22 protein-coding genes, 11 tRNA genes and 3 rRNA genes are annotated in these 25,244 nt (G+C 41.2%); 32 read left to right on the top strand and 4 right to left on the bottom strand.

Annotation, left to right across the window (positions count from 1 at the left end):
* Window positions 1-318 precede the first annotated feature (318 nt).
* Complete coding sequence (locus tag BCELL_RS01765; RefSeq protein WP_013486960.1) at window positions 319-546, top strand: DUF1858 domain-containing protein; 228 nt, start codon at window positions 319-321, stop codon at window positions 544-546.
* A 14-nt stretch (window positions 547-560) separates the two neighbouring features.
* Window positions 561-1,793 (top strand): DUF438 domain-containing protein, encoded by a 1,233-nt coding sequence (locus tag BCELL_RS01770; protein ID WP_013486961.1) that lies wholly within the window; start codon window positions 561-563, stop codon window positions 1,791-1,793.
* Window positions 1,794-2,242: 449 nt separating this feature from the next.
* On the opposite strand, the gene BCELL_RS01775 is transcribed toward BCELL_RS01770, so the two are convergent.
* On the bottom strand, window positions 2,243-2,992 hold the full coding sequence (locus tag BCELL_RS01775; RefSeq protein ID WP_013486962.1) for a rhomboid family intramembrane serine protease: 750 nt from the start codon (window positions 2,990-2,992) through the stop codon (window positions 2,243-2,245).
* Between the two features lie 429 nt (window positions 2,993-3,421).
* On the opposite strand from BCELL_RS01775, the gene acpS reads away from it, so the two are divergent.
* From acpS to BCELL_RS01850, 15 genes are all read left to right on the top strand, one after another.
* Complete coding sequence (gene acpS / locus BCELL_RS01780) at window positions 3,422-3,781, top strand: holo-ACP synthase (RefSeq protein ID WP_013486963.1); 360 nt, start codon at window positions 3,422-3,424, stop codon at window positions 3,779-3,781.
* Between the two features lie 76 nt (window positions 3,782-3,857).
* The gene (locus BCELL_RS01785; protein ID WP_013486964.1) at window positions 3,858-5,390 is read left to right on the top strand and encodes a bifunctional ADP-dependent NAD(P)H-hydrate dehydratase/NAD(P)H-hydrate epimerase; all 1,533 of its coding nucleotides are present in this window, start codon (window positions 3,858-3,860) and stop codon (window positions 5,388-5,390) included.
* A gap of 47 nt (window positions 5,391-5,437) precedes the next feature.
* Window positions 5,438-6,484 carry a LolA family protein gene (locus BCELL_RS01790; RefSeq protein ID WP_013486965.1) on the top strand — a complete coding sequence of 349 codons (1,047 nt, stop codon included), beginning with the start codon at window positions 5,438-5,440 and terminating at the stop codon, window positions 6,482-6,484.
* Window positions 6,485-6,678: 194 nt separating this feature from the next.
* The gene (gene alr, locus BCELL_RS01795; RefSeq protein WP_013486966.1) at window positions 6,679-7,824 is read left to right on the top strand and encodes an alanine racemase; all 1,146 of its coding nucleotides are present in this window, start codon (window positions 6,679-6,681) and stop codon (window positions 7,822-7,824) included.
* A gap of 167 nt (window positions 7,825-7,991) precedes the next feature.
* Window positions 7,992-8,267 (top strand): CopG family ribbon-helix-helix protein, encoded by a 276-nt coding sequence (locus tag BCELL_RS01800; RefSeq protein WP_013486967.1) that lies wholly within the window; start codon window positions 7,992-7,994, stop codon window positions 8,265-8,267.
* A 4-nt stretch (window positions 8,268-8,271) separates the two neighbouring features.
* Window positions 8,272-8,622, top strand: coding sequence for a type II toxin-antitoxin system PemK/MazF family toxin (locus BCELL_RS01805; RefSeq protein WP_041808099.1), 351 nt, complete (start codon window positions 8,272-8,274; stop codon window positions 8,620-8,622).
* 317 nt (window positions 8,623-8,939) lie between these two features.
* Window positions 8,940-9,764 (top strand): RsbT co-antagonist protein RsbRA, encoded by an 825-nt coding sequence (locus BCELL_RS01810; protein ID WP_013486969.1) that lies wholly within the window; start codon window positions 8,940-8,942, stop codon window positions 9,762-9,764.
* Between the two features lie 11 nt (window positions 9,765-9,775).
* Window positions 9,776-10,132 (top strand): STAS domain-containing protein, encoded by a 357-nt coding sequence (locus BCELL_RS01815; protein WP_013486970.1) that lies wholly within the window; start codon window positions 9,776-9,778, stop codon window positions 10,130-10,132.
* A 2-nt stretch (window positions 10,133-10,134) separates the two neighbouring features.
* Window positions 10,135-10,539, top strand: coding sequence for an anti-sigma regulatory factor (locus BCELL_RS01820; RefSeq protein WP_013486971.1), 405 nt, complete (start codon window positions 10,135-10,137; stop codon window positions 10,537-10,539).
* 14 nt (window positions 10,540-10,553) lie between these two features.
* Window positions 10,554-11,567: a PP2C family protein-serine/threonine phosphatase gene (locus tag BCELL_RS01825; RefSeq protein ID WP_013486972.1), complete on the top strand. Its 1,014-nt coding sequence runs from the start codon at window positions 10,554-10,556 to the stop codon at window positions 11,565-11,567.
* A gap of 55 nt (window positions 11,568-11,622) precedes the next feature.
* Complete coding sequence (locus tag BCELL_RS01830; RefSeq protein ID WP_013486973.1) at window positions 11,623-11,952, top strand: anti-sigma factor antagonist; 330 nt, start codon at window positions 11,623-11,625, stop codon at window positions 11,950-11,952.
* 2 nt (window positions 11,953-11,954) lie between these two features.
* Window positions 11,955-12,446, top strand: coding sequence for an anti-sigma B factor RsbW (gene rsbW, locus BCELL_RS01835; protein WP_013486974.1), 492 nt, complete (start codon window positions 11,955-11,957; stop codon window positions 12,444-12,446).
* On the top strand, window positions 12,409-13,197 hold the full coding sequence (gene sigB, locus BCELL_RS01840) for an RNA polymerase sigma factor SigB (protein ID WP_013486975.1): 789 nt from the start codon (window positions 12,409-12,411) through the stop codon (window positions 13,195-13,197). The genes rsbW and sigB overlap by 38 nt, the downstream gene beginning before the upstream one ends.
* Window positions 13,198-13,803 carry a SpoIIE family protein phosphatase gene (locus BCELL_RS01845; protein ID WP_013486976.1) on the top strand — a complete coding sequence of 202 codons (606 nt, stop codon included), beginning with the start codon at window positions 13,198-13,200 and terminating at the stop codon, window positions 13,801-13,803.
* A gap of 289 nt (window positions 13,804-14,092) precedes the next feature.
* A complete protein-coding gene (locus BCELL_RS01850; RefSeq protein WP_013486977.1) occupies window positions 14,093-16,279 on the top strand; it encodes a Tex family protein in 2,187 nt (728 codons plus the stop codon).
* A 322-nt stretch (window positions 16,280-16,601) separates the two neighbouring features.
* Here the strand turns inward: BCELL_RS01850 and cmpA are convergent, their stop codons facing one another.
* Entirely contained in the window at window positions 16,602-16,739 is a 138-nt protein-coding gene (cmpA, locus tag BCELL_RS22335; protein ID WP_013486978.1) for a cortex morphogenetic protein CmpA, read from the bottom strand.
* 177 nt (window positions 16,740-16,916) lie between these two features.
* Between cmpA and BCELL_RS01855 the strand changes: the two genes are divergently transcribed.
* The 15 genes from BCELL_RS01855 to rrf all read left to right on the top strand — a co-directional run bounded on the left by BCELL_RS01855 (window position 16,917) and on the right by rrf (window position 24,078).
* On the top strand, window positions 16,917-17,378 hold the full coding sequence (locus BCELL_RS01855) for a SprT family protein (RefSeq protein WP_013486979.1): 462 nt from the start codon (window positions 16,917-16,919) through the stop codon (window positions 17,376-17,378).
* A 138-nt stretch (window positions 17,379-17,516) separates the two neighbouring features.
* A tRNA-Asn gene (locus BCELL_RS01860) sits at window positions 17,517-17,592 on the top strand.
* 8 nt (window positions 17,593-17,600) lie between these two features.
* Window positions 17,601-17,691 (top strand) — tRNA-Ser (locus BCELL_RS01865).
* 16 nt (window positions 17,692-17,707) lie between these two features.
* A tRNA-Glu gene (locus BCELL_RS01870) sits at window positions 17,708-17,782 on the top strand.
* Window positions 17,783-17,811: 29 nt separating this feature from the next.
* Window positions 17,812-17,887: transfer RNA gene (locus tag BCELL_RS01875), tRNA-Val, on the top strand.
* Window positions 17,888-17,946: 59 nt separating this feature from the next.
* Window positions 17,947-18,022 (top strand) — tRNA-Asp (locus BCELL_RS01880).
* Between the two features lie 30 nt (window positions 18,023-18,052).
* Window positions 18,053-18,137: transfer RNA gene (locus BCELL_RS01885), tRNA-Leu, on the top strand.
* Window positions 18,138-18,257: 120 nt separating this feature from the next.
* Window positions 18,258-18,344, top strand: a tRNA-Leu gene (locus BCELL_RS01890).
* A 12-nt stretch (window positions 18,345-18,356) separates the two neighbouring features.
* Window positions 18,357-18,433: transfer RNA gene (locus BCELL_RS01895), tRNA-Arg, on the top strand.
* A gap of 24 nt (window positions 18,434-18,457) precedes the next feature.
* Window positions 18,458-18,534 (top strand) — tRNA-Pro (locus tag BCELL_RS01900).
* Window positions 18,535-18,719: 185 nt separating this feature from the next.
* Window positions 18,720-18,793, top strand: a tRNA-Gly gene (locus tag BCELL_RS01905).
* A gap of 56 nt (window positions 18,794-18,849) precedes the next feature.
* Window positions 18,850-18,926: transfer RNA gene (locus BCELL_RS01910), tRNA-Ile, on the top strand.
* A 153-nt stretch (window positions 18,927-19,079) separates the two neighbouring features.
* Window positions 19,080-20,634, top strand: a 16S ribosomal RNA gene (locus BCELL_RS01915).
* Between the two features lie 326 nt (window positions 20,635-20,960).
* A 23S ribosomal RNA gene (locus BCELL_RS01920) occupies window positions 20,961-23,893 on the top strand.
* Between the two features lie 69 nt (window positions 23,894-23,962).
* Window positions 23,963-24,078: ribosomal RNA gene (rrf, locus tag BCELL_RS01925) — 5S ribosomal RNA — on the top strand.
* The 16S, 23S and 5S rRNA genes sit together here with 11 tRNA genes alongside, the layout of an rRNA operon.
* Before the next feature lie 523 nt (window positions 24,079-24,601).
* Here the strand turns inward: rrf and BCELL_RS22405 are convergent.
* Both BCELL_RS22405 and BCELL_RS22410 read right to left on the bottom strand, forming a co-directional pair.
* On the bottom strand, window positions 24,602-24,766 hold the full coding sequence (locus BCELL_RS22405; RefSeq protein ID WP_157184156.1) for a hypothetical protein: 165 nt from the start codon (window positions 24,764-24,766) through the stop codon (window positions 24,602-24,604).
* A gap of 303 nt (window positions 24,767-25,069) precedes the next feature.
* Window positions 25,070-25,228, bottom strand: coding sequence for a hypothetical protein (locus BCELL_RS22410; RefSeq protein WP_157184157.1), 159 nt, complete (start codon window positions 25,226-25,228; stop codon window positions 25,070-25,072).
* Window positions 25,229-25,244 lie beyond the last annotated feature (16 nt).

Here is a 25,244-nt window from a genome sequence, read left to right on the forward strand (position 1 = left end):
GGTTAGATTGTGAAATGAATGCGAGGCAGAGTAGCGGCAGACCGAGATTTAGTCTAACAGTTCTTATATGATTTTTAAATGTAAGAAATTTGGCAGTGGAATTTTATCGCCGTGCGTACTAGCGAGAAGAGCACTCACTAGTACTTTAAGAGATACGGCGAAATTCCACTGCTTCTAAGAAAAGACTAAGACCTAGCTTCACCAAGCTAGGTTTTAGTCTTTTCTTATTGACGTGGTGATTTGTATCACAACGACTTTACCTGCAGTATGTTATTTTTTAATTGAGAGTGATTATCACTATTGTGAGGTGACAGTATTTTGAAAAAAGAAATTAACTTAAATAAATCGGTTTATGATTTAGTCACACAGTTTCCTGAAATAAAAGAGATCATGGTGTCGATAGGATTTGACAATATTACGAAACCAGGCATGTTGCAAACAGCGGGAAGGGTTATGACATTACCTAAAGGCTGTCGAATGAAAGAAATACCACTTGAAAAAGTAATAGAAGAATTTGAAAAACATGGTTTTACAGTTTATCAATAAATGGAGGGTGTCATATGAGTGAGATTATTAATAATAGAGAACAGGAAAAACTAGATAAAAGTAAGCGGCAAGAAATGTTAAAGGAAATTATCAAGGATTTACATGCAGGGAAATCGGTTGAAGAAGTAAAACAACGGTTTAATGATGCGGTAGGAACAATTTCTGTAGCGGAAATTTCTGATATGGAGCATTCTCTAATGGTAGAAGAAGGAATTTCAGTTGAGGAGGTTCAGCGACTTTGCTCCGTCCATACAGAAGTATTTAAAGGTTCAATAGAAGAGATTCATAATCAAAATGAACCTGAACAGCAGCCTGGACACCCAATTCACACATTTAAGCTGGAAAATAGAGCGATTGACCAGCATGTTAACTTTAAGCTTCAGCTTCATACGGAGCGCTTCGAAAAAGATCAAAGCGAAGAAAATATAAAGAAATTAATAGACGACTTATCTGAGCTTTTGGATATTGATAAGCATTACAGTAGAAAAGAAAATTTACTATTTCCATTTCTAGAGAAGTACGGAATTTTCGGCCCTACAAAAGTCATGTGGGGTGTCGATGACCGCATTCGAGCAGCAATTAAAAAAGCACGTATGGAGTTAGTTAATGGAGATCTTAATACGAAAGAGATAGTAGAATCTTTAAACTACATCATATATGAAGTAACAGAAATGATTTATAAGGAAGAAAATATTTTATTTCCTATGTCACTTCAGACGCTTACTGAAGATGAATGGATAAAAATAGCAAACGAAAGTGACATTATTGGCTACACTTTCGCTGAGCCTGCAGGAGTATGGAAGCCGGAGCGTGCAGGTGTCGATGGTAATGTTCACTCTGGTGAAGGTTATATCAAACTCGAAACAGGAATTTTAACGGTAGACCAGCTTGAAAACATGATGAACCATCTACCGGTCGATATCACTTATATTGATAAAGATGATTTCGTTCGTTATTTTTCACATGGAAAAGAGCGTATTTTTCATCGAACAAAATCAGTAATTGGCCGTACAGTACAAAATTGTCACCCTCCTCAAAGTGCACACATTGTTAATGAATTGCTCGATGATTTTAAATCTGGCAAAAAAGACTCTGAAGATTTTTGGATTAAGTTTAGAGATAAATATGTTCTTATTCGCTACTTTGCTGTTAAGGACAAGGACGGAAACTATGCAGGAACACTAGAGTTTACACAAAACATCGGACCAATCCAGGAAATAACAGGTGAAAAAAGATTGATGTCATAAAGATAATGAACCACAAAAGGTGATCGTGCCTTTTGTGGTTTTTTCACATTTGTCAGCGGTTAATTTAGTAATAGTGAACAGAACTTTTTATATTTTGGCTCTGTTATAGGCTAATGTTGAGTTTTACGAAAGGTGCGAGAAGCCTGCGGTAATAGCATTCACTGAAGATCCCGCTGGGTGGCGGTTGGATACGATGGCTCCGTTCGTTGCGCGACTACGCTCATTGCTTAGGGACACTTAAAAAGTGAAAGAACACCAATTTTTCATTGCCCTTAAATAACGACCTTTTTCAGTTCCGTCTTGAAGCAATGGCCACGGCACCGGTGATTGAAGGTAAGATGATGCCGTGCTATCTGCTTTTCAAGCGAAAACTAATAAACGGAAGGTAAGATGGACAACCTTCATTTGTTGCCATCTTACCTTCCGTACTCACCTTATGAATTGTATGATTAAAGTCGCGCTTGCAAAAAGTATAGGACGAGCAGTAATACCCCTGCTACAATACCAATTATTTTTAGCCTTTGCTTGTTTTTTGCATGCTTTTGCCAACGGTTTGGATCAAACGTCACTTCGTTAGGATCACTTGCCATACTATATAAACTAGCACTAGTAATCTTTCGAAGTAATATCGGCGCAAGAGCTGCACCGGAAATCAATCCAAATATGTGGGCATATCTATTTATTCCTGGATTAATAAAGGTCATAATAACACCAATAATAAGGATTGTAATGATTAATTGTGCGTTTCTTGGATCTATTAGATCTTTTCGTACGAGTACCATATATAAGTAAATACCGAATAAACCGTAAATGGCGCCAGATGCACCTAAGTGGAAGTAAAATAGAGGTGCGAGTATAAATGTAGCGATATTAGCAAGAATACCTGTAGCGAAGTATGCTATTAACAACTTTCCTTTCCCTAACATCTTCTCTAATGCCGGACCAAATAGAAATAACGAAAAGCAATTAAATAGTAAGTGCATAATAGAGCCGTGTAGAAAAATGGGTGTAACGATCCTCCATAATTCTCCCATTGCTATATGGTAGTTACTTCCTACCCCATAGGCCTCGATGAGTTGCCCACCTAGTTTCGGGTACATAGACATCCAAAAGTAAATAACGAGATTAATCGCAATGAGAACCGTCACCAATTTATATGACCTTACAAACTGACCAAAGCTTTCATTCCTAATAAACATATGTGTACGTTCCCCTTTATCATTTTATATTTCATATATTGCTAGTTTTACCCTTCATCCTTTTTATATTCAAAAACAAGGTTTTTAACCACCCTCATTTTAACATATGAACATTTTAAAGGCCTATTAATAGAAATTTTACAGACCCTAGATTGCCTAAGGACACGCATGAAAGGTTGAAGAGGGCACTGAAAAAAGTAAATAAGGCTGCTGAAAAAGTACAAAACCACTTTCCTAGTGGCCTCGTATTACTTGCTTTAAGCTACTACATTATAAATAGAAGATAAAAGATTCTTTCATTTTAACGATTGACGATTGATGTAGCGAGATTTCATATAATCCCGTTTATGATCCCGTAAAAGCCCAAGTTTTTTCTAAAGGAAAAAGGTGGTAAACTAAGAAAAATGAGATGAATACGGAGTGTATATTATGATTGTAGGAACGGGCTTAGATTTAGTAGAGATGGACAGGATACATGCGCTTTATCAACGGAAGCCAGCGTTTGCAAGGCGAGTGTTGACACCTGTGGAGCTGGAGCGCTTCAATCAGCTTTCTGAAAAACGTGCAATTGAATATTTGGCAGGCAGGTTCTCTGCAAAGGAAGCATTTTCCAAAGCGTTAGGTATAGGAATTGGAAAACAATTATCGTTTCAAGACGTCAGTATTATGAATGACATAAAAGGAAAACCAATCGTTATTACAGAAAAAATTTCAAATATGAAAATACATTTAACCATTACTCATACCCGTTGTTATGCGGCTGCACAAGTGATTGTTGAAGAAAAATAAGCAGCTTGTCATTGCTAGTCTGCATATTGTAATGGACAGCCACATATAGTGTTAGTGCGGATGGGAGGAACCGTTTATGTACGTGGTAACTGGTGCTGAAATGCATCAAATAGATCGCCATACCATGAGAGAAATTGGGTTGAAAGAAGAAGTTTTAATGGAAAACGCCGGTCAAGCATGTTATCAGCATTTGATAAAGTTCATTAGTAAAAAGGAGAATTTGGTTGTTCTAGTAGGGACAGGGAACAATGGTGGAGATGGATTTGTAATAGGTCGTCTACTAAAGGAAGCTGGCTACAATGTGGACGTGTGGGTAATTCCGCCGGAACAAAAAATTCGTGGCACAGCATCCGTTCATAAACGAATTTTTGAACGTTTTGGTTATGAGTGGAAACCATTTGAAACGAATGAGGAATTGTTTCAATCTAACCTAAAAAACTATTCGATTGTTATCGACGCCCTCCTAGGGACAGGGGTAAAAGGGAAACCTCGGTCACCTTACCGGGAGATCATTGAAGCTATCAATCATTTGCCGGTAAAAAAAATATCAGTTGATATACCGAGTGGTGTCTCGCCAGTGGAAGGGGATAGTGATCCTATAGGAATAAAGGCTGACGAAACGTATACACTTCAAGCGCCAAAACTAAGTGCTTACTCGTATCCGACAGCTTCTTTTTATGGGAAGGTACATGTTTTATCCATTGGGATTCCAAAAGTATCCTTTGAACATGTAGGGGTGTCACGAAGACTAATCACGGAGGAGCAGGTAAAGAAAACGCTCACCAAGCGGATGCCAGACGCCCATAAAGGTTCAGTGGGAAGAGCATTGATCATTGGTGGAGCACTCCAAATGACAGGAGCGCCTGTGTTGACGACTTATGCTTGTCTTCGCTCCGGAGCAGGGTTAGTAACGTTAGCTGTTCCTGATAGCATTCAGCCAATTGTTTCACAAAAACTAACAGAATCAACCTTTTATCCTTTTAAAAGCAAGAATGGACAAATTGAATCAGGGCAATTAGAAAATGTTGATTACTATTCGAATTTCCAAGGCGTCGCGATAGGACCAGGTATGGGGCGAGAGCAAGAACATCAACTCTTCCATGCTTTTAAAAATTATGTTGGACCTCTCGTTATTGATGCTGATGGGTTATACCATCTATCAAGAGAATTACAGCTTTGGAAAAAAGAACGGAGGAGTGCACCTACGATTATCACTCCTCACCCTGGAGAAATGGCTAGCTTAACAAAGCTATCTATTCAAGAGGTAGAAGCAAATCGCTTTGACGTCTCAAAACAATTTGCAATGACATATAACATGTATGTCGTGCTAAAGGGGCCTTTTACAATTATTACGACTCCTGCAGGAGAACAGTGGATAAATGTAACGGGAAATGAGTCGCTTGCAAAAGGTGGATCTGGGGACGTTCTGACCGGAATGATATTAGCCTTTCTTCTTCAACACAAAAATATAGCTGCAGCTATTTATAATGCAGTTTATATCCATGGGAAAACAGCAGATATGTTAATAAAGACGCATGATGTTTGGAGCGTGTTAGCTTCAGATATAGCTAATAATCTGCCAAAGGTGATACTATCTATGCGTAAATAAAACGTTTGCCTCCCCTGACGTTGAATTGAGACAGAGGGGTTGAGTAAATGAAAAAAATCATTTCCTTACTCGTAGTAGGAGCAGCGCTTACACTTGTACTTGCTGCGTGTGGAGAGAAAACACAAGAAGATGTTATTGCAGATCTTGAAAGTACTTATGATCAATTAACGGGATATAAAGCAGAGGCTGAAATGACACTTCAAACAGGAGAAGAACCACAGAAATACGATGTAGAGGTTTGGTATAAAGAACCTTCATATTATCGAGTGGCATTAAGTAATGAAGAAAATGATCCAGATCAAATTATTTTAAGAAACGATGAAGGAGTTTTTGTTTTAACACCAGCACTAAATAAAAGCTTCAGATTCCAAAGTGATTGGCCTGACAACAATAGTCAAGTGTACTTGTATGAATCTTTAATTGATGATATTTTAATGGATCCAGAAAGAACATTTTCTGCAACGGATGAACATTACGTTTTTCAAACAAATACGAATTACTCTAATCAAAACTTAAGCCAACAGGAAATCATGTTGAATAAAAGTGACCTTTCACCAGCTTCAGTGAAGATAATGGATGTAGACTTGAAGCCTTTAGTAGAATTAAAGTTTCATAGCTTTGAGTTAAATACCGAGTTTGGGGATAGTGACTTTGATATGGAACGAAACATGACAAGTGCGCAGCTTGACATGAATGTGCCGACGCTCGGTGAAGGGGAAGAAGAGGTGATGGCAGAAGAGGAAGCGCTTGATGTACTTTTCCCAATGTATGTGCCTGATGGTACGATGAATTCCTCGATTGAAGAGATTGAAACGGAAAACGGTACAAGAGTCGTCCTCACATATGAAGGGGAGCAGCCATTCACACTTGTGCAGCAACGTAGCCGAGTTGTTGAAGCTTCTACGCCGATTAATATGGCTGAAGGAGAGCCTGTCGACTTAGGCTTTACTTACGGAGCTTTAACGAGAGACGGGGATACACTTTCTGTAACATGGTCTTATGAAGGATCGGATTTCTTCCTATCCTCACAGCATTTAGAAAAAGAAGATATTGTAGCAGTTGCAAGAAATGTATATGGAACAGAAGAAAAGTAATATAAAGAAAAAGGCAGGCTCAAAGATATAACCGATCTTGAGCCTGTTTTTTCAAATACAGAAATGTTGTGCGTTATGGCTATTATACGAGAGACTCATAAGGAAACGATAATAAAATGTTTATTTGACAGGTGTTGGGAAAGAAATTATAAGATATACTGTATATGTAACGGTCTTATAGGAGGCACCATGTCATGAATTCTACAAATCATTTTTACCGAAATACATGGGTGGAAGTAGATTTAAATGCGATTAGAGAAAATGTAAAAAACTTAAAAAATCACCTTCCTAGTCATGTCCATATTATGGCGGCAGTAAAGGCGAATGGTTATGGACACAGTAGTGTTCCTGTTGCGGAAGCTGCATTACAAGCTGGTGCGACGTATTTAGGTGTTGCTTTATTAGATGAAGCGATCGAACTAAGAGAAAATGGGATTAAAGCGCCGATTTTAGTACTTGGCTATGTTAGTCCAAAGTATGTAAATGTAGCGGCTGAATATGATATACGCTTAACTGTTTTTCAAAGTGAGTGGGTGGAAGAAGCAGCAAAAGTGCTCGAAGCTGACAACAAGGGAAAAATAGCATGTCATGTAAAAATAGATACAGGAATGGGACGATTAGGTATAAGAACGAAAGAGGAAGGAAATGCTTTAATTGTTAAGTTAAAAAAATATTCCTTATTTACAATAGAAGGCCTATTTACTCATTATGCTACTGCAGATGAATTAGACACCTCTTATTTAGAACTTCAACAGCAGCGGTTTAAAGATATGATTTCGTGGTTTGAAGCAACGTGGGGAGCGGAAGTTCCAATGAAGCATTGTGGAAATAGTGCGACTGCTCTTCGCTTTTCAAGTGAGTATTATAATTTGGTACGTTACGGAATATCTATGTATGGTCTATCACCATCTGAGGAAATAAAGGAACTATTACCTTTCCCACTCAAACAAGCCTTTTCATTATATAGTGAAATAACTCATATTAAAAAGGCTGAAAAAGGTGACGGGATAAGCTATGGCGCAACATATAAATCCCCTGGTGAGGAATGGATAGGTACAATTCCTATTGGATATGCAGATGGTTGGATTAGAGCAAATGCTACTGGAGAAGTATTAGTAAACGGTGAAAGAGTACCAATCGTCGGACGAATATGTATGGATCAAATGATGGTTGCGTTAAAACAGCCTGTACAAATAGGAACGAAAGTGACGATCATAGGAAAACAAGGAAATTCCTTTATTACGATAGATGAAGTGGCTAATCGATTAAACACGATTAATTACGAGATTCCTTGTACGATTGGTTCACGTGTTCCTCGTATTATGGTGGATAAAAAGTAAAAAAAGCTAGTAGAAATGAGAAAAATATTAAATCTTGCAGGAATTATAAGATTTTTGCCGAAAAGTTTAAAGGTCAGGAAGAAAAGTCACTTTGCAAACTTGGGTTGTAGGTGATATGATAAATAAGGATTAAAAAATGGGTCGATGCTGCGCTGGAGGTGTTTTTTGTGTCTGAAGAGAGCACAAAAAAAATAATGGTGAGCTTACCACAAGAGCTCGTTAATGAATTAGATGGTTTATTAGAGGGTAATGTTAACCGTAGCGAATTAATACACAAAGCTACGAAAATGTATCTAAAGGAACATAAAAAACAAATAATTCGTGAAACGATGCAACAAGGCTATATGGAAATGGCAAAAATTAATTTAAACATCGCGACAGAAGCCTTTCTTGCTGAGGAGGAAGCCGAGCACACGTTGGATCGCTTAGTAAGTGGGGTGTAAAAGTTTGATTGTAAAACGTGGGGACGTTTATTTTGCAGACCTTTCACCCGTGGTTGGATCTGAGCAAGGTGGGATTCGACCAGTATTGATTATCCAAAATGATATTGGAAATCGTTTTAGCCCAACGGTCATTGTCGCAGCAATTACAGCACAGATTCAAAAAGCTAAATTGCCGACACACGTTGAAATCAATGCGAAAAAATACGGGTTTGATAGAGACTCCGTTATTTTATTAGAACAGGTTCGCACGATTGATAAGCAACGATTAACTGACAAAATCACTCATCTAGACGATGACATGATGGTAAAAGTGAATGATGCCTTACGTATAAGTTTAGGTTTGATTGACTTTTAGCATCGAAGAGTGAGATGGTTGTCAATGAAAACGGAACATTTTAGTATATTAATAAAAATATAATTTTGACAAAAAAAGTTACTGACAATGGACAGTAGCTTTTTTTAGTGTAGTCTATGTTAAACTTTGTTGTTTATATTACTTTAGGATGTTCGCTTTCCACGGGCTAATGCTTTTCCGTTAAGTGAATATTTTCGTCCTACGAAGAATATATAACAATGTTCAGTGTTTTTCAGTATTGTTGTGGATTCATTGCAATCGATGCTAATCAATGAAATAATATATATATTCATAGAGTAAAGTGAGGGAAGACGCGGATGGATGCAAACATACGAGACATTATTTTTCAGTACAAGGATGCAATCATTGACCAATGGTTAGTCGAAATTAGAAAGTTTAGAAAAGAAGATTCACTACAAAACATTACTGACACGATGTATGAAAATACGAACCGTGAGTTCGCAGACAAGCTCCTCTCAACTGTCCAAAATGACAATGGTGAAGAGGAAGTACTCATTTTATTTTCAGAAAGATTAATTCAACTAGGTTGGCCGCTGAATTATATTACGAGAGGCTTACAGGAATTTAGGAAAATCACAGTTACAACGCTATCGAAGCAAGAAGCAGACTATTATAAGAGCATGGAGTTTTTTCAAGAAATTGAAGATTGGATTGATAGTATTGTCAATATACTCGTTAATGAGTATTCAGGCTCATGGGAAAACACCGTTTTTTTACAGAAGATGGCTTTAAAAGAATTGTCTGCACCGTTAATACCTGTTGTTGACAAAATAAGTGTGATGCCTTTAATTGGAACAATTGATACAGAAAGAGCAAAATATATTATGGAAAATTTATTGCAAGGAGTAATTGAGCATAGGTCGGAAGTCGTCTTGATCGACATTACTGGTGTTCCTGTCGTAGATACGATGGTCGCTCATCATATTATTCAAGCATCAGAAGCAGTTCGTCTTGTTGGTGCTACTTGTATCCTCGTTGGAATAAGACCTGAAATTGCCCAAACGATTGTAAATTTAGGGATTGATTTAAGTAAGTTCCCGACAAAGAGTACGTTAAGAAAGGGAATTGAAGCGGCTCTTGAAATGACGAGTCGACAAATTGTTGAGATTGAAACAGAGTAGGGGGGTTAGATGTGCGTATCCCAATTTTAAAACTGCATGACTATTTACTCATTTCAGTTCAAGTAGAATTGGATGATAAAACAGCACTGCAGTTTCAGGAGGACGTATTAGGGAAAATTCATGAAGTAGGCTCACGTGGCGTAGTAATAGATCTTACTTCAGTAGAAATGATAGATTCATTTATTGCTAAAGTTTTAGGCGATGTTGTGGACATGTCTAATTTGATGGGGGCGAAAGTGGTATTAACAGGGATCCAACCGGCAGTTGCTATGACTTTAATAGATATGGGGATCATGTTAGAGGATGTACCTACTGCTTTGGACCTTGAACAAGGGTTGGAGAGACTCCAACTTGAATTGGAGGGGTGACCATGCAAGTCCAAACCCATGTGGATATACAAAGCGAGTGGGGAATAGTTGCTGCTAGACAGGCGGGGAGAAAACTCGCACGAGAGATCGGGTTTGGTTCCGTCGATCAAGCGAGAATCACAACAGCGATTTCAGAGCTAGCAAGGAACATATATCTATATGCAAAAAAAGGGCAGATTCACATCGAAGAAGTGATAGCTTCCAATAATAGAAAAGGAATAAAAGTTATTGCGGTTGATAAAGGACCGGGAATCAAAGATATAAGAAAAGTGATGGAGGATGGTTACACCACCTCTGGCGGCCTTGGTGCGGGACTTCCGGGAGTAAAACGTTTAATGGATGAATTCTCAATAGATTCGGAGATTAACAATGGGACAAAGATAACAGCGATCAAGTGGCTTCGATAGGAGGTGTTTGTTCTTTGGAGGAGACGAGACTTTCCATGTACCAATCATATAAGGAAATGCTAACTAGCTATATAAAAAGCAAGAGTGAACACGCCTTATATTCGGCGCAGCAATTTAGTAAAGAGATGATGGAAAAAGATATGTCACCAGAAGAAATGGTAAGTCTTCACTTATCTGTGTTTAAAGAAATTGTTGATGAACTCCCTGAAGAAGTGATAGCTTCATTTGATTTATTACTAGAGGTGATGATAGGTTACGGCTTAGCACATCAAGAGCATCTTAGCTTAAGAGATCGCCAAAGACAGCTTGATTCCGAGCTGGATGTCGCAGCTAGAATGCAAAAATCATTACTACCGAACGAACAAATTGAAGTAGATGCAGTTGATTTAGGAGTTGTAAGTGTTCCTGCAGGCAAAATGAGCGGTGACTACTATCATTATTTGTCAGATGAACATGGTAACATAGGCATAGCTGTCGCGGACGTCATTGGAAAAGGCGTTCCCGCGGCGATGTGTATGTCAATGATCAAATATGCTATGGATAGTTTACCAGAACAACGACTCCAGCCTGCAGCACTTTTAGAAAATTTAAACCGAGTTGTTGCCCGGAATATTGATAGTGATATGTTCATTACGATGGTGTATGGGACATATGCTCCGAGGGAACACCTTTTTTATTATGCAAGTGCAGGTCATGAACCAGGCTTTTTTTATGAAGCTGCCACTAACACCTTTGAAGATTTAAAGACGAAGGGCTTAGTGTTAGGAGTTTCCCCTAAAGTTCATTATAAGGAATTTTCTATCAATATGGAGCCTGGGGACTTTATTGTATTACTTTCCGATGGGGTAACGGAGTGTAGAATTCATGATCATTTTTTAGAACGGAGTCAAATTTCAAGCTTGATTGGTAAGTATAAACATTTACCAGCACAAGCAATTGCTGAAAATGTCTTCCGTGAGCTAGAAAAAATACAAGACTTTGAGTTAAAGGATGATTTTACACTTTTAATCTTACGAAGAAATGTTTAAGTTTAATTGAAAACGGGTAATTAAACTTAATGTATTCAATGGTAGGAGGGGAACTATGAATTTACAAGTTGATGTGAAGGATAAGGGACAAGCTAAAACTGTACATTTAAACGGAGAAGTTGATGTATATACAGCGGACAGTTTAAAAAAGGTTTTATTACCTTTAGCTGAAAAAAACAATGAAACGATCGTCGTCGATTTATCAAATGTAAATTATATTGATAGCACCGGGTTAGGAATTTTTATCGGTGCTTTAAAAGCAACAAATAAATCGGGGAGTCAGTTTAAAATAACAGGTGTGAATGCTCGAATTAAGCGTTTATTTAGTATTACGGGGTTAGATGAAGTGATCGATATTGACGCTGACCAAAGGGAAGGTGTGTGACGATGACTGAAGCAGCTGATAAGATTCAAATGAAAATACCAGCCAAACCTGAATATGTTGGTGTTGTAAGGTTAACTGTTTCAGGTATAGCAAATAGAATAGGCTGTAGCTATGATGATATTGAAGATATAAAAATCGCTGTTGCCGAGGCTTGTACAAATGTGGTAGAACACGCATATAAAGATACGGCGAGCGATCCAACCATACTTTTCTCATGTAGTATTTTTGAAGATAGACTTGAACTAGCAATTACAGACCGTGGTGGTGAAGTAGATGTCAGTAAGTTCCAAAATGGAAAAGGCCCTGTAAATGCTGACCAGCCTGTTGGTGATTTGAAGGAAGGGGGTCTCGGTCTTTTTCTCATTGAGACATTAATGGATAAGGTTGAAATTTCTAGCACCTCAGGCGTTACAATTGTGATGACAAAGTTTCTTCAAAGAGACGAGGTGGAACTAAATGAAGACAGAATCTCAACAGAAGTCCCGAAACAATAAAGAACAAGTACTACAATGGATTGCTGAGTATCAAAGTACAGGAAATAAAGAAATCCAAACAAAGCTTGTTCTCGAATTCGAGAGTCTTGTTCATGCCCTTGCAAGAAAGTTTTCAAGGGGGCAGCGGCATGACGAAGACTTAATCCAAGTTGGGATGATTGGTTTACTCGCGGCTATCCGCCGTTTTGACCCAACAATCGGGAAGAGCTTTGAGTCTTTTGCTGTTCCAACGATCATCGGTGAAATTAAACGCTTTATTAGAGATAAAACATGGAGTGTACACGTTCCTAGGCGAATTAAAGAAATGGGACCGAAAGTGAAAAATGCGGTAGATACACTTACAACACAGTTACAACGCTCACCAAAGGTGGAGGAGATTGCAGCTCATATTGATGCCTCTGAAGAAGAAGTGCTTGAAACAATGGAAATGGGTAAAAGCTACCAAGCACTTTCAGTAGATCGTTCCATTGAAGCAGACGATGAAGGTAGTGCAGTAACTTTGTTAGATTTAGTCGGTTCCACTGAGGGTGGTTATGAGAAAACGGATCAGCAGATGCTGTTAGAGAAAGCTTTCACAGTGTTGTCGGATAGAGAAAAACAAATCTTGCATTTAACCTATTTTGAAAACCTAAGTCAGAAGGATACCGGTGAAAAACTCGGGATATCACAAATGCATGTTTCGAGGTTACAAAGAAGAGCATTACAAAAGCTTAGGGAATCGCTAAAGGTTGAGGCGACGGAGTGTCTTTAAATGATACAGCATCACAAACTTAATGGAGTGGAAATCAGCACATATACTAAGGCGAAAAAAGGTAATTGGTGTTCAGGAGACTCCTTTTATACTAATGAAACGGAAGACTATATCATATGTGCAATTGCAGATGGATTAGGAAGCGGTGAAGATGCGAGAGAATCGTCTTCGGCTGCAATAAACTTAATTACAGAATACCACCGGTTAGAATTAGATGATTTAATGGCAATGTGTAACAACGTCCTCTGGAATAAAAGAGGTGCTGTTGTTGCAATTTTAAAAATATATAAGCATGATCGCTCAATCGTATATTGTAATGTAGGGAATATAGGATGCCACTTTTATACACCATCAGGTAAATTAACTAGACCGATTCCTTCAAGAGGCTATTTATCTGGTAAAAAGCAAAAATTTAGGATACAGCGAATGAATTTCGAACAGGGAATGTCTTTTGTGCTTTATTCAGATGGATTATTATTCACACCTTTTTTTCATAGCTATTTTAGCAATTTGGACTCTCCAAAAGGTGCCATAGAACAAGTGTTACAAACAATGGAAAATTCAGATGATGATACGACTATTGTAATAGGAAAAATAATCGATTAATATGGTGCCGTGTCCGCATCTATAAGCCTATAACAAGATTATCGAACTTGTTATAGGTTCTTTACTATGCTTTTTAAAGGTAAAAAACTATTTTCCAACCGGTAAAAATGTACTGTTGTGGAAACTGAGCAGTGAGGCTTTGGATAATACGCAAATTGATTACGCTAGTTGATTTGGAATTGGATATCTACTGTGTAATCGTGCATTTTAATAGGCTTTCAAGTATAATCAGGTTGGTAAAGGAAAACTAATACGGAAGTTTGTTATAACGGTATGGAGGCTAGTTGTTATGAAATGGACTGAACAAAATGATTCGATATTATCAATAGTGACAAAAGAACTTCAATTAAAGAAAGATCGTGTAAAAAGTGTTATTGAACTCTCCGAGGATGGTAATACAGTTCCATTTATTGCGAGGTATCGTAAAGAGCTAACAGGTGGTTTGGACGAAGAGCAGATACGTAGCATATTAGATGCGTGGAATTATGCGACTAATTTAGCGAATCGTAAGGAAGAGGTCATTCGCTTAATAGAAGAGCAAGGGAAGTTAACAGAAGAACTAAGAGAAAACATTGAAAAGTCTACAAAGCTCCAAGAGGTGGAAGATTTATATAGACCGTATAAACAAAAACGACGTACGAAAGCTACGGTGGCGAAGGAAAAAGGATTAGAGCCTTTAGCGATGTGGTTATTTTCATTACCTAACGAAGGTGAGATTGAAAACGAAGCAGAAAAGTATGTTAATGAAGAAAAAGAAATTCACTCTATAGAAGACGCACTTCAAGGTGCAAGAGATATTATTAGTGAATACATATCCGACGATGCGGAAATTAGAAAAAAGATCCGTCAAATGACATATCAAAACGGCAAAATAACTTCTGAGAAAAAAGCGAAGGCAGAGGATGAAAAAGAAGTATTTCAAATGTACTATGAATACTCCGAGGAGGTAAGTAAAATTGTCCCTCATAGAGTATTGGCTTTAAACAGAGGTGAAAGTGAAGGTGTCCTCAAAGTATCGATTGAACCACCAAGAGATAAAATTATTGCTTGGTTAACGAGATTCGTTATGAAAGACAAAATGACAATTGCTAAAGAGCAAGTAATCATCTCTATTGAAGATGGTTATAAGCGACTGATAGAGCCTTCAATAGAACGTGAACTAAGAAATGAAGTGACAGAAAAAGCAGAGGAACAAGCGATTCATATTTTTTCTGAGAACTTAAGGAACCTTTTATTACAACCGCCTTTAAAGGACCGTATTATACTAGGAGTCGATCCGGCTTACCGAACAGGCTGTAAGCTAGCGGTAGTGAATGAAACAGGGAAAATGTTAGCGATTGATGTTATTTATCCTACTCCACCGCGTAACGAAGTTGATCAAGCGATGAAAAAAGTAAAAGAATATATAGAAAAATATAATGTTGAAATGATCGCGATTGGAAATGGGACAGCATCTCGTGAAACTGAACAATTTATTGTAAATACAATAAAGGAAGTAGATAAGCAGTTATTTTACTTAATTGTGAATGAGGCAGGCGCGAGTGTATACTCTGCATCAAAGCTTGCGAAGGAAGAATTTCCAGATTTACAAGTAGAGGAAAGAAGTGCGGTTTCCATTGCGCGCCGTATTCAGGATCCTCTTGCTGAGCTTGTGAAAATAGATCCGAAGTCTGTTGGGGTAGGACAATATCAGCATGATGTTACACAATCAAAGCTAAACGATTCGTTAACATTCGTAGTTGAAACAGTAGTAAATAAAGTGGGAGTTAATGTAAATACTGCCTCAGCTTCATTATTACAATATGTATCTGGCTTATCCAAAGCAGTCGCTAATAATATTGTGAAGCAGCGTGAAGAGGAAGGGAAGTACACGAACCGTGCTAAATTGAAGAAGGTTCCGAGACTTGGAGCGAAAACATATGAGCAATGTATCGGTTTCTTAAGGGTCATCGATGGTGATGAACCGTTAGATAAAACAGGAATTCATCCAGAGAGTTATAAAGTGACGAAGGAGATTATGCGTTACTTAGATATGACAAAGGATGATTTAGGAACGGAAGAAGCGAAGAAAAAAATTGATGCAGTCGAAATCAATGAATTAGCAGATAAATTTGATATAGGTGTGCCCACATTAAAGGATATTTTAGATGCGCTAACGAGACCTGGGCGTGATCCACGTGATGACGTACCGAAACCGTTGTTAAAAACGGATGTTTTAACGATGGAGGATCTATCTGCTGGCATGGAACTTCAAGGTACTGTGCGAAACGTTGTTGACTTTGGTGCGTTCGTTGACATTGGTGTTAAACAGGACGGCCTCGTACACATATCTAAGCTAGCTAATAAATATGTAAAGCACCCAATGGAAGTCGTATCCGTTGGTGATGTCGTTACAGTGTGGGTGGACGATGTTGATAGTAAAAAGGGAAGAATTGCTTTAACGATGTTAGAGCCAGCAAAGCAAATTAAAGAATAACTATATATACTGTAAAACATGGTGGTTGACTCAAAGGCGATTTTACCTAGTGGATCAACCGACGATGTTCGGATCCGGTAAGTCACTGAGGAAAGACGAGTCTTAAAGTGGTTGCGCTATGAGGGGAGTTAATATTAAGGCTCTTCATAGTTTACGGGACTCTCATATTATCACATCATATAATAGGAAATGATCTCTTTCCTTAGATGCGGAAATATAGACTTCGCTCAAAACTGATTATTGAAATATAAAAAGGGTGACTCAAAGTAGAAAAAAATTTTGAGTCACCCCTTTTTGAATTTATATTAAGTATACATTAAATTCATACTTCATTTTGCTTTTGAGAAGACGTTGGGATTGTCTTTTTATAATAAAACCAACATTGATTTAAGAGCCTTACCTGCCTCATGTCTTTTTGTTGATAGGCTTCCTTCAGTTGCCTTTGAAGCCAAGAAGGCATATATACTCACTCCTTTCAGTGACATAGCTAAACATGTATTATTAATACCATATGCTGTACGGTTTGTCTTTGTTATCATTTTTTTTATGGAAAAATAATGTTTGATCGTTGTTTTGATGTTGTAGAGGTGAACAAATAAAGATAAGATAGTAAAAAAATGAGCGGTAGGGGATTGGTATGACGAACAAGGAACTTCAGGAGTTAGTGGAGACAATATCAGAGGAGTACTTTTATAAACCATTTAAACATAAAGCCTTTTTTAATTCCCGTTTACGTACTTCGGGAGGGAGATATTCTTTATCTACACACGATATTGAGATTAATCCAAAGCAAATGGAGCATTTCGGAATAGAGGAACTAACGAAGATAATCAAGCACGAACTTTGCCACTACCATTTACATATTGAAGGAAAAGGATATATGCACAAAGATGCCGATTTTAAAACATTGTTGAAAAAGGTAGGGGGTTCTAGATTCTGCAAAACAATTCCTAACCCCCGCCAGCGATCATCGAAAATACATGTATACGCTTGTACAAAATGCAATATATCATTCAAAAGAAAAAGACGGTTCAACACTGAAAAGTATGTTTGTGGCGGTTGCAAAGGGAGGATAAAACTGGTAAAAACAATTTCTTGATTAAATATTGACGTTAAAAAATAACTGTGGTAAATTATAAAAAGTCGCCGAAAGACGAGCTTTAAAAATTATATGATGATCACTTGACTTTTCAAGACGCATTGATTATAATTTTAAAAGTCCTTTCTTAAAAAATATTCCACAGTAGCTCAGTTGGTAGAGCAATCGGCTGTTAACCGATCGGTCGTAGGTTCGAGTCCTACCTGTGGAGCCATTTTTTTTGGAGAAGTACCCAAGTGGCTGAAGGGGCGCCCCTGCTAAGGGTGTAGGTCGTGTAAGCGGCGCGAGGGTTCAAATCCCTCCTTCTCCGCCAGAACTTCTTATAAAATGGCCCGTTGGTCAAGTGGTTAAGACACCGCCCTTTCACGGCGGTAACACGGGTTCGAATCCCGTACGGGTCACCATTTTAAAAAATACAATTCACCTACTATATGGAGGATTAGCTCAGCTGGGAGAGCACCTGCCTTACAAGCAGGGGGTCGGCGGTTCGATCCCGTCATCCTCCACCATATTTAGAAAAAAACGCTTCGTTTTATGTGGCGTGTTTTTATTTCTTAAGACAATATTTGGTCCCGTGGTGTAGCGGTTAACATGCCTGCCTGTCACGCAGGAGATCGCGGGTTCGATTCCCGTCGGGACCGCCATAATAACTGTATATACTATTGTTTGCGTTAGCGGGTGTGGCGGAACTGGCAGACGCGCTAGACTTAGGATCTAGTGCCTTCGGGCGTGGGGGTTCGACTCCCTTCACCCGCACCAATTTGTAAATTGGTATACACGCTTACGATAATACACGAAAAAATCAATTAATTATCATTGACATGAGTTATTGTTTGCTGTATAGTAGTATTCCTGTCCGTTAAAGGTATTCACTTTAACGCGGTCGTGGCGGAACGGCAGACGCGCTAGGTTGAGGGCCTAGTGGGGGTTAACCCCGTGGAGGTTCAAATCCTCTCGACCGCACCAAATGTATAAAATGCGCCCGTAGCTCAATTGGATAGAGCGTTTGACTACGGATCAAGAGGTTAGGGGTTCGACTCCTCTCGGGCGCGCCATAATAAATGAAATATACTATATATCGGGAAGTGGCTCAGCTTGGTAGAGCACCTGGTTTGGGACCAGGGGGTCGCAGGTTCAAATCCTGTCTTCCCGACCATCTTTACTAAATAACTGTTATACAAGAAAAATGCGGGTGTAGTTTAGTGGTAAAACCTCAGCCACGAGCGTTTACATCGTCGAATTATCTACGAGTTGTCTCGACGGATTCACCTCAAAGCGAAGCTAGAAGAGGAAGAGACATGTAAGACGGATTTAGAAAAACAAGAACAATATAAAAAATATGCGGGTGTAGTTTAGTGGTAAAACCTCAGCCTTCCAAGCTGATGTCGTGAGTTCGATTCTCATCACCCGCTCCAAAAATTTCCTCTTGCAATTGATGAATAACTAATGTTATAGTATAAAAGTTGCTTGAGGGCCTGTAGCTCAGCTGGTTAGAGCGCACGCCTGATAAGCGTGAGGTCGGTGGTTCGAGTCCACTCAGGCCCACCATATCATTTTGACCTTTGAAAACTAAACAAAAAGCCAAGCGAAGTGGGATAGACACATTAGTCGTATATACGATTGATGAAAGGATATCCCGTCAATAAGATTTAAAAATTAGCCAAAATTTGGCTTGATGTCAGAGACATCGAACTCAACAATTTTTTGGAGAGTTTGATCCTGGCTCAGGACGAACGCTGGCGGCGTGCCTAATACATGCAAGTCGAGCGGATCAATTAAGAGCTTGCTCTTATGAGATCAGCGGCGGACGGGTGAGTAACACGTGGGCAACCTGCCTTACAGACTGGGATAACTCCGGGAAACCGAAGCTAATACCGGATGATCAACGGAACCGCATGGTTCTATTGTAAAAGTTGGGAGTAATCCTAACACTGTGAGATGGGCCCGCGGCGCATTAGCTAGTTGGTGAGGTAATGGCTCACCAAGGCAACGATGCGTAGCCGACCTGAGAGGGTGATCGGCCACACTGGAACTGAGACACGGTCCAGACTCCTACGGGAGGCAGCAGTAGGGAATCATCCGCAATGGGCGAAAGCCTGACGGTGCAACGCCGCGTGAACGATGAAGGTCTTCGGATTGTAAAGTTCTGTTGTTAGGGAAGAACAAGTGCCATTCAAATAGGTTGGCACCTTGACGGTACCTAACCAGAAAGCCCCGGCTAACTACGTGCCAGCAGCCGCGGTAATACGTAGGGGGCAAGCGTTGTCCGGAATTATTGGGCGTAAAGCGCGCGCAGGCGGTCTCTTAAGTCTGATGTGAAAGCCCACGGCTCAACCGTGGAGGGTCATTGGAAACTGGGGGACTTGAGTGTAGGAGAGGAAAGTGGAATTCCACGTGTAGCGGTGAAATGCGTAGATATGTGGAGGAACACCAGTGGCGAAGGCGACTTTCTGGCCTACAACTGACGCTGAGGCGCGAAAGCGTGGGGAGCAAACAGGATTAGATACCCTGGTAGTCCACGCCGTAAACGATGAGTGCTAGGTGTTAGGGGTTTCGATACCCTTAGTGCCGCAGTTAACACATTAAGCACTCCGCCTGGGGAGTACGGCCGCAAGGCTGAAACTCAAAGGAATTGACGGGGGCCCGCACAAGCAGTGGAGCATGTGGTTTAATTCGAAGCAACGCGAAGAACCTTACCAGGTCTTGACATCCTCTGACACTCCTAGAGATAGGACGTTCCCCTTCGGGGGACAGAGTGACAGGTGGTGCATGGTTGTCGTCAGCTCGTGTCGTGAGATGTTGGGTTAAGTCCCGCAACGAGCGCAACCCTTGATCTTAGTTGCCAGCATTCAGTTGGGCACTCTAAGGTGACTGCCGGTGACAAACCGGAGGAAGGTGGGGATGACGTCAAATCATCATGCCCCTTATGACCTGGGCTACACACGTGCTACAATGGGTGGTACAAAGGGCAGCAAAGCCGCGAGGCCGAGCGAATCCCATAAAGCCACTCTCAGTTCGGATTGCAGGCTGCAACTCGCCTGCATGAAGCCGGAATTGCTAGTAATCGCGGATCAGCATGCCGCGGTGAATACGTTCCCGGGCCTTGTACACACCGCCCGTCACACCACGAGAGTTTGTAACACCCGAAGTCGGTGAGGTAACCTTTTGGAGCCAGCCGCCGAAGGTGGGACAGATGATTGGGGTGAAGTCGTAACAAGGTATCCCTACCGGAAGGTGGGGATGGATCACCTCCTTTCTAAGGAGCAGTTATTTTCTACAACAACTGTAGAAACATAAAGCTCATTACTTTCGAACTTCGCTTTGGACTTTTTGTTTAGTTTTGAGAGGTCATACTCTCAAAATAAAGTTGTTGTGCTCGCTGAACGCTAACGCGTATCAGCTCAAAAGACAGCACAACTACTTGATTATCGCACACTTGCGTGGTGCGATTTGTCCTTTGAAAACTAGATAACAAAAACTGATTTAAATGATCACCAGTAGATATCAATAGAAGTCTATTCTTCTAACGAAATCAACTGTGTGTCTTAGTTAAGGCGAATGTAAGACGCCACACTTTTTAGTGGTTAAGCTAGAAAGGGCGCACGGTGAATGCCTTGGCACTAGGAGCCGACGAAGGACGGGACGAACACCGATATGCTTCGGGGAGCTGTAAGTAAGCTTTGATCCGGAGATTTCCGAATGGGGGAACCCACCATCCGTAATGGGATGGTATCCATACTTGAATACATAGGGTATGAGAAGGCAGACCTGGGGAACTGAAACATCTTAGTACCCAGAGGAAGAGAAAGCAAATGCGATTTCCTGAGTAGCGGCGAGCGAAACGGAATTAGCCCAAACCAAGAGGCTTGCCTCTTGGGGTTGTAGGACACTCCACACGGAGTTACAAAGAAACAGCGTAGGTGAAGCGATCTGGAAAGGTCTGCGAGACAAGGTAACAGCCCTGTAGCCGAAATGTTGTTTCCTCCGGAGTGTATCCTGAGTACGGCGGGACACGTGAAACCCCGTCGGAATCCGGGAGGACCATCTCCCAAGGCTAAATACTCCCTAGTGACCGATAGTGAACCAGTACCGTGAGGGAAAGGTGAAAAGCACCCCGGGAGGGGAGTGAAATAGATCCTGAAACCGTGTGCCTACAAGTAGTTGGAGCCCGTTAATGGGTGACAGCGTGCCTTTTGTAGAATGAACCGGCGAGTTACGATAACGTGCGAGGTTAAGTTGAAGAGACGGAGCCGCAGCGAAAGCGAGTCTGAATAGGGCGCCATAGTACGTTGTTGTAGACCCGAAACCGTGTGATCTACCCATGTCCAGGGTGAAGTCCAGGTAACACTGGATGGAGGCCCGAACCCACGCACGTTGAAAAGTGCGGGGATGAGGTGTGGGTAGGGGTGAAATGCCAATCGAACACGGAAATAGCTGGTTCTCCCCGAAATAGCTTTAGGGCTAGCCTCGAGGTGAGAGTATTGGAGGTAGAGCACTGATTGGACTAGGGGTCCCCACAGGATTACCGAATTCAGTCAAACTCCGAATGCCATTTACTTATCCTCGGGAGTCAGACTGCGAGTGCTAAGATCCGTAGTCAAGAGGGAAACAGCCCAGACCATCAGCTAAGGTCCCAAAGTATACGTTAAGTGGAGAAGGATGTGGAGTTGCTTAGACAACCAGGATGTTGGCTTAGAAGCAGCCACCATTGAAAGAGTGCGTAATAGCTCACTGGTCGAGTGACTCTGCGCCGAAAATGTACCGGGGCTAAACGTATCACCGAAGCTATGGATTGTCCTTACGGACAGTGGTAGGGGAGCGTTCCAAGGGCGTTGAAGCATGACCGGAAGGACATGTGGAGCGCTTGGAAGTGAGAATGCCGGTATGAGTAGCGAAAAGAGGGGTGAGAATCCCCTCCGTCGAAAGCCTAAGGTTTCCTGAGGAAGGCTCGTCCGCTCAGGGTAAGTCGGGACCTAAGCCGAGGCCGAAAGGCGTAGGCGATGGCAAACAGGTTGAAATTCCTGTACCACCACGTCACCGTTTGAGCAACGGGGGGACGCAGGAAGGTAGGGTAAGCGCACTGATGGATATGTGCGTCGAAGCAGTGAGGCTGACAAGTAGGCAAATCCGCTTGTCATAAGGCTGAGCTGTGATCGCGAGGGAAATTATAGTACCGAAGTTCCTGATCCTACACTGCCAAGAAAAGCCTCTAGCGAGGTGACTGGTGCCCGTACCGCAAACCGACACAGGTAGGCGGGAAGAGAATTCTAAGACGCGCGGGAGAACTCTCGTTAAGGAACTCGGCAAAATGACCCCGTAACTTCGGGAGAAGGGGTGCTCTATTAGGGTGTATGCCCGAGAGAGCCGCAGTGAATAGGCCCAAACGACTGTTTATCAAAAACACAGGTCTCTGCCAAGCCGTAAGGCGAAGTATAGGGGCTGACACCTGCCCGGTGCTGGAAGGTTAAGAGGAGGGGTTATCCTTCGGGAGAAGCTCTGAATTGAAGCCCCAGTAAACGGCGGCCGTAACTATAACGGTCCTAAGGTAGCGAAATTCCTTGTCGGGTAAGTTCCGACCCGCACGAAAGGTGCAACGATTTGGGCACTGTCTCAACGAGAGACCCGGTGAAATTATATTACCTGTGAAGATGCAGGTTACCTGCGACAGGACGGAAAGACCCCATGGAGCTTTACTGTAGCTTGATATTGGATTTTGGTACAACTTGTACAGGATAGGTAGGAGCCTTGGAAGCCGGAGCGCTAGCTTCGGTGGAGGCGTCGGTGGGATACTACCCTGGTTGTACTGGAATTCTAACCTCGGTCCGTAATCCGGATCAGGGACAGTGTCAGGTGGGCAGTTTGACCGGGGCGGTCGCCTCCTAAAAAGTAACGGAGGCGCCCAAAGGTTCCCTCAGAATGGTTGGAAATCATTCGTAGAGTGCAAAGGCATAAGGGAGCTTGACTGCGAGACATACAGGTCGAGCAGGGACGAAAGTCGGGCTTAGTGATCCGGCGGCACCGTATGGAAGGGCCGTCGCTCAACGGATAAAAGCTACCCTGGGGATAACAGGCTAATCTCCCCCAAGAGTCCACATCGACGGGGAGGTTTGGCACCTCGATGTCGGCTCATCGCATCCTGGGGCTGAAGTAGGTCCCAAGGGTTGGGCTGTTCGCCCATTAAAGCGGTACGCGAGCTGGGTTCAGAACGTCGTGAGACAGTTCGGTCCCTATCCGTCGCAGGCGTAGGAAATTTGAGAGGAGCTGTCCTTAGTACGAGAGGACCGGGATGGACACACCGCTGGTGTACCAGTTGTTCCGCCAGGAGCATAGCTGGGTAGCTACGTGTGGAAGGGATAAGTGCTGAAAGCATCTAAGCATGAAGCCCCCCTCAAGATGAGATTTCCCATCACGTAAGTGAGTAAGATCCCTCAGAGATGATGAGGTTGATAGGTCTCATGTGGAAGCATGGCGACATGTGAAGCTGAGAGATACTAATCGATCGAGGGCTTAACCAAACTTTATTAAGACGATCATTTAATCAGAAAATGTTATCTAGTTTTGAGAGGATAAACTCTCATACATAGTCCAGTGACGATAGCGGAGAGGTCACACCCGTTCCCATGCCGAACACGGTAGTTAAGCTCTCCAGCGCCGATGATAGTTGGGGGTTTCCCCCTGTGAAAGTAGGACGTTGCTGGGCAGATAAAGTCATTCTCAATAGAGAGTGGCTTTTTTTATTTGTTTAGGATTTGGGCTTTTGTGTACCGAAGGTAGGGTTTGATTTGATAAATGTGGTGAAATGAATGAGGAGTGTTCTTTTAGGGAGGGGCGCAATGATGCGTGAAATAGTGGTGGAAATAGTATAAAGTGTTTTATACAAGTGCAATGGCGCAATAAAAAGTGGAAGGAACGGAATAAAGTGTATCATACGAGGCCAATGACACGCGAGAAAGAAGTGGGAATGAAATAAAGTGTGTCATAGAAGTGCAATGACACGTGAGAAAGTATGAGGAAAGGAATAAGGTGTATCATACGAAGGCAATGATGCATAAGAAAGTGGGAGGAACGGAATAAAGTGTGTCATACGAGAGTAATGAAACATGAAATCTTAAGAAAAATAAAATAAGGTGTATCATAAGCAAGCAATGCTGCCCGAAAAGTCAACTCACACTCAACGAAGGTCATCATAGGCGGCCAATGCTACCCCAAAACCAAACCCACACTCAACAAAGGTCATCATAAGCAAGCAATGCTACCCCAAAAGCAAAACCACACCCAACGAAGGTCATCATAGGAAGCCAATGCTGCCCACAAAGCCAATGCTGCCCACAAAGCCAATGCTGTCCACAAAGCCAATGCTGCCCACAAAGCCAATGCTCACCCAACAAAAGTCACATCACACCAGAGCCCGAGCAAAGCCAGCCAACACCCAACACTCACAATATAAAATACATAACGAACTAGCGACATTAACTGTTCCCTAAATTAACACCAATCTCAATATAATAATTAGACCTAGATATCCATTTATCAAAAGAAAAAAGCATGAGTGTTGTAAAATATACAATACCCATGCCCGAAGTAAATCTATTAATTATATGCTTATTAACTTTACAAGACTTAGAACGTTGATGATAAAATAATCACTCTGTTTATATTAGTCTTATCCAATTCATACACCGAGAAAATACTTAAGATTTTTCTCTATCAGCTGCATCTACATTTTTTTCATTAGATTCTTCATTAGAATTAATACCATGTGTATTTTCATCTTCATGAACACTATTATCATCTATCGTCTCAACGCCAGCAGCAACCTCATCAATGTCAATTACCTCGTCACTGTTCATTTCATCTTCTAATTCC

It is taken from the genome of Evansella cellulosilytica DSM 2522 (genome assembly GCF_000177235.2).
GTDB classification, from domain to species: domain Bacteria; phylum Bacillota; class Bacilli; order Bacillales; family Salisediminibacteriaceae; genus Evansella; species Evansella cellulosilytica.

Excerpts from the sequence above, each read along its gene's own strand:
- BCELL_RS01820 (WP_013486971.1), top strand. The coding sequence starts at position 10,135 with ATGCAAGTCCAAACCCATGTGGATATACAAAGCGAGTGGGGAATAGTT.
- BCELL_RS22410 (WP_157184157.1), bottom strand. The coding sequence starts at position 25,228 with ATGAACAGTGACGAGGTAATTGACATTGATGAGGTTGCTGCTGGCGTT.
- rsbW (WP_013486974.1), top strand. The coding sequence starts at position 11,955 with ATGACTGAAGCAGCTGATAAGATTCAAATGAAAATACCAGCCAAACCT.
- BCELL_RS01845 (WP_013486976.1), top strand. The coding sequence starts at position 13,198 with ATGATACAGCATCACAAACTTAATGGAGTGGAAATCAGCACATATACT.
- sigB (WP_013486975.1), top strand. The coding sequence starts at position 12,409 with ATGAAGACAGAATCTCAACAGAAGTCCCGAAACAATAAAGAACAAGTA.
- BCELL_RS01785 (WP_013486964.1), top strand. The coding sequence starts at position 3,858 with ATGTACGTGGTAACTGGTGCTGAAATGCATCAAATAGATCGCCATACC.
- BCELL_RS01855 (WP_013486979.1), top strand. The coding sequence starts at position 16,917 with ATGACGAACAAGGAACTTCAGGAGTTAGTGGAGACAATATCAGAGGAG.
- BCELL_RS01775 (WP_013486962.1), bottom strand. The coding sequence starts at position 2,992 with ATGTTTATTAGGAATGAAAGCTTTGGTCAGTTTGTAAGGTCATATAAA.
- BCELL_RS01850 (WP_013486977.1), top strand. The coding sequence starts at position 14,093 with ATGAAATGGACTGAACAAAATGATTCGATATTATCAATAGTGACAAAA.
- acpS (WP_013486963.1), top strand. The coding sequence starts at position 3,422 with ATGATTGTAGGAACGGGCTTAGATTTAGTAGAGATGGACAGGATACAT.
- BCELL_RS01830 (WP_013486973.1), top strand. The coding sequence starts at position 11,623 with ATGAATTTACAAGTTGATGTGAAGGATAAGGGACAAGCTAAAACTGTA.
- cmpA (WP_013486978.1), bottom strand. The coding sequence starts at position 16,739 with ATGCCTTCTTGGCTTCAAAGGCAACTGAAGGAAGCCTATCAACAAAAA.
- alr (WP_013486966.1), top strand. The coding sequence starts at position 6,679 with ATGAATTCTACAAATCATTTTTACCGAAATACATGGGTGGAAGTAGAT.
- BCELL_RS01810 (WP_013486969.1), top strand. The coding sequence starts at position 8,940 with ATGGATGCAAACATACGAGACATTATTTTTCAGTACAAGGATGCAATC.
- BCELL_RS01770 (WP_013486961.1), top strand. The coding sequence starts at position 561 with ATGAGTGAGATTATTAATAATAGAGAACAGGAAAAACTAGATAAAAGT.
- BCELL_RS01790 (WP_013486965.1), top strand. The coding sequence starts at position 5,438 with ATGAAAAAAATCATTTCCTTACTCGTAGTAGGAGCAGCGCTTACACTT.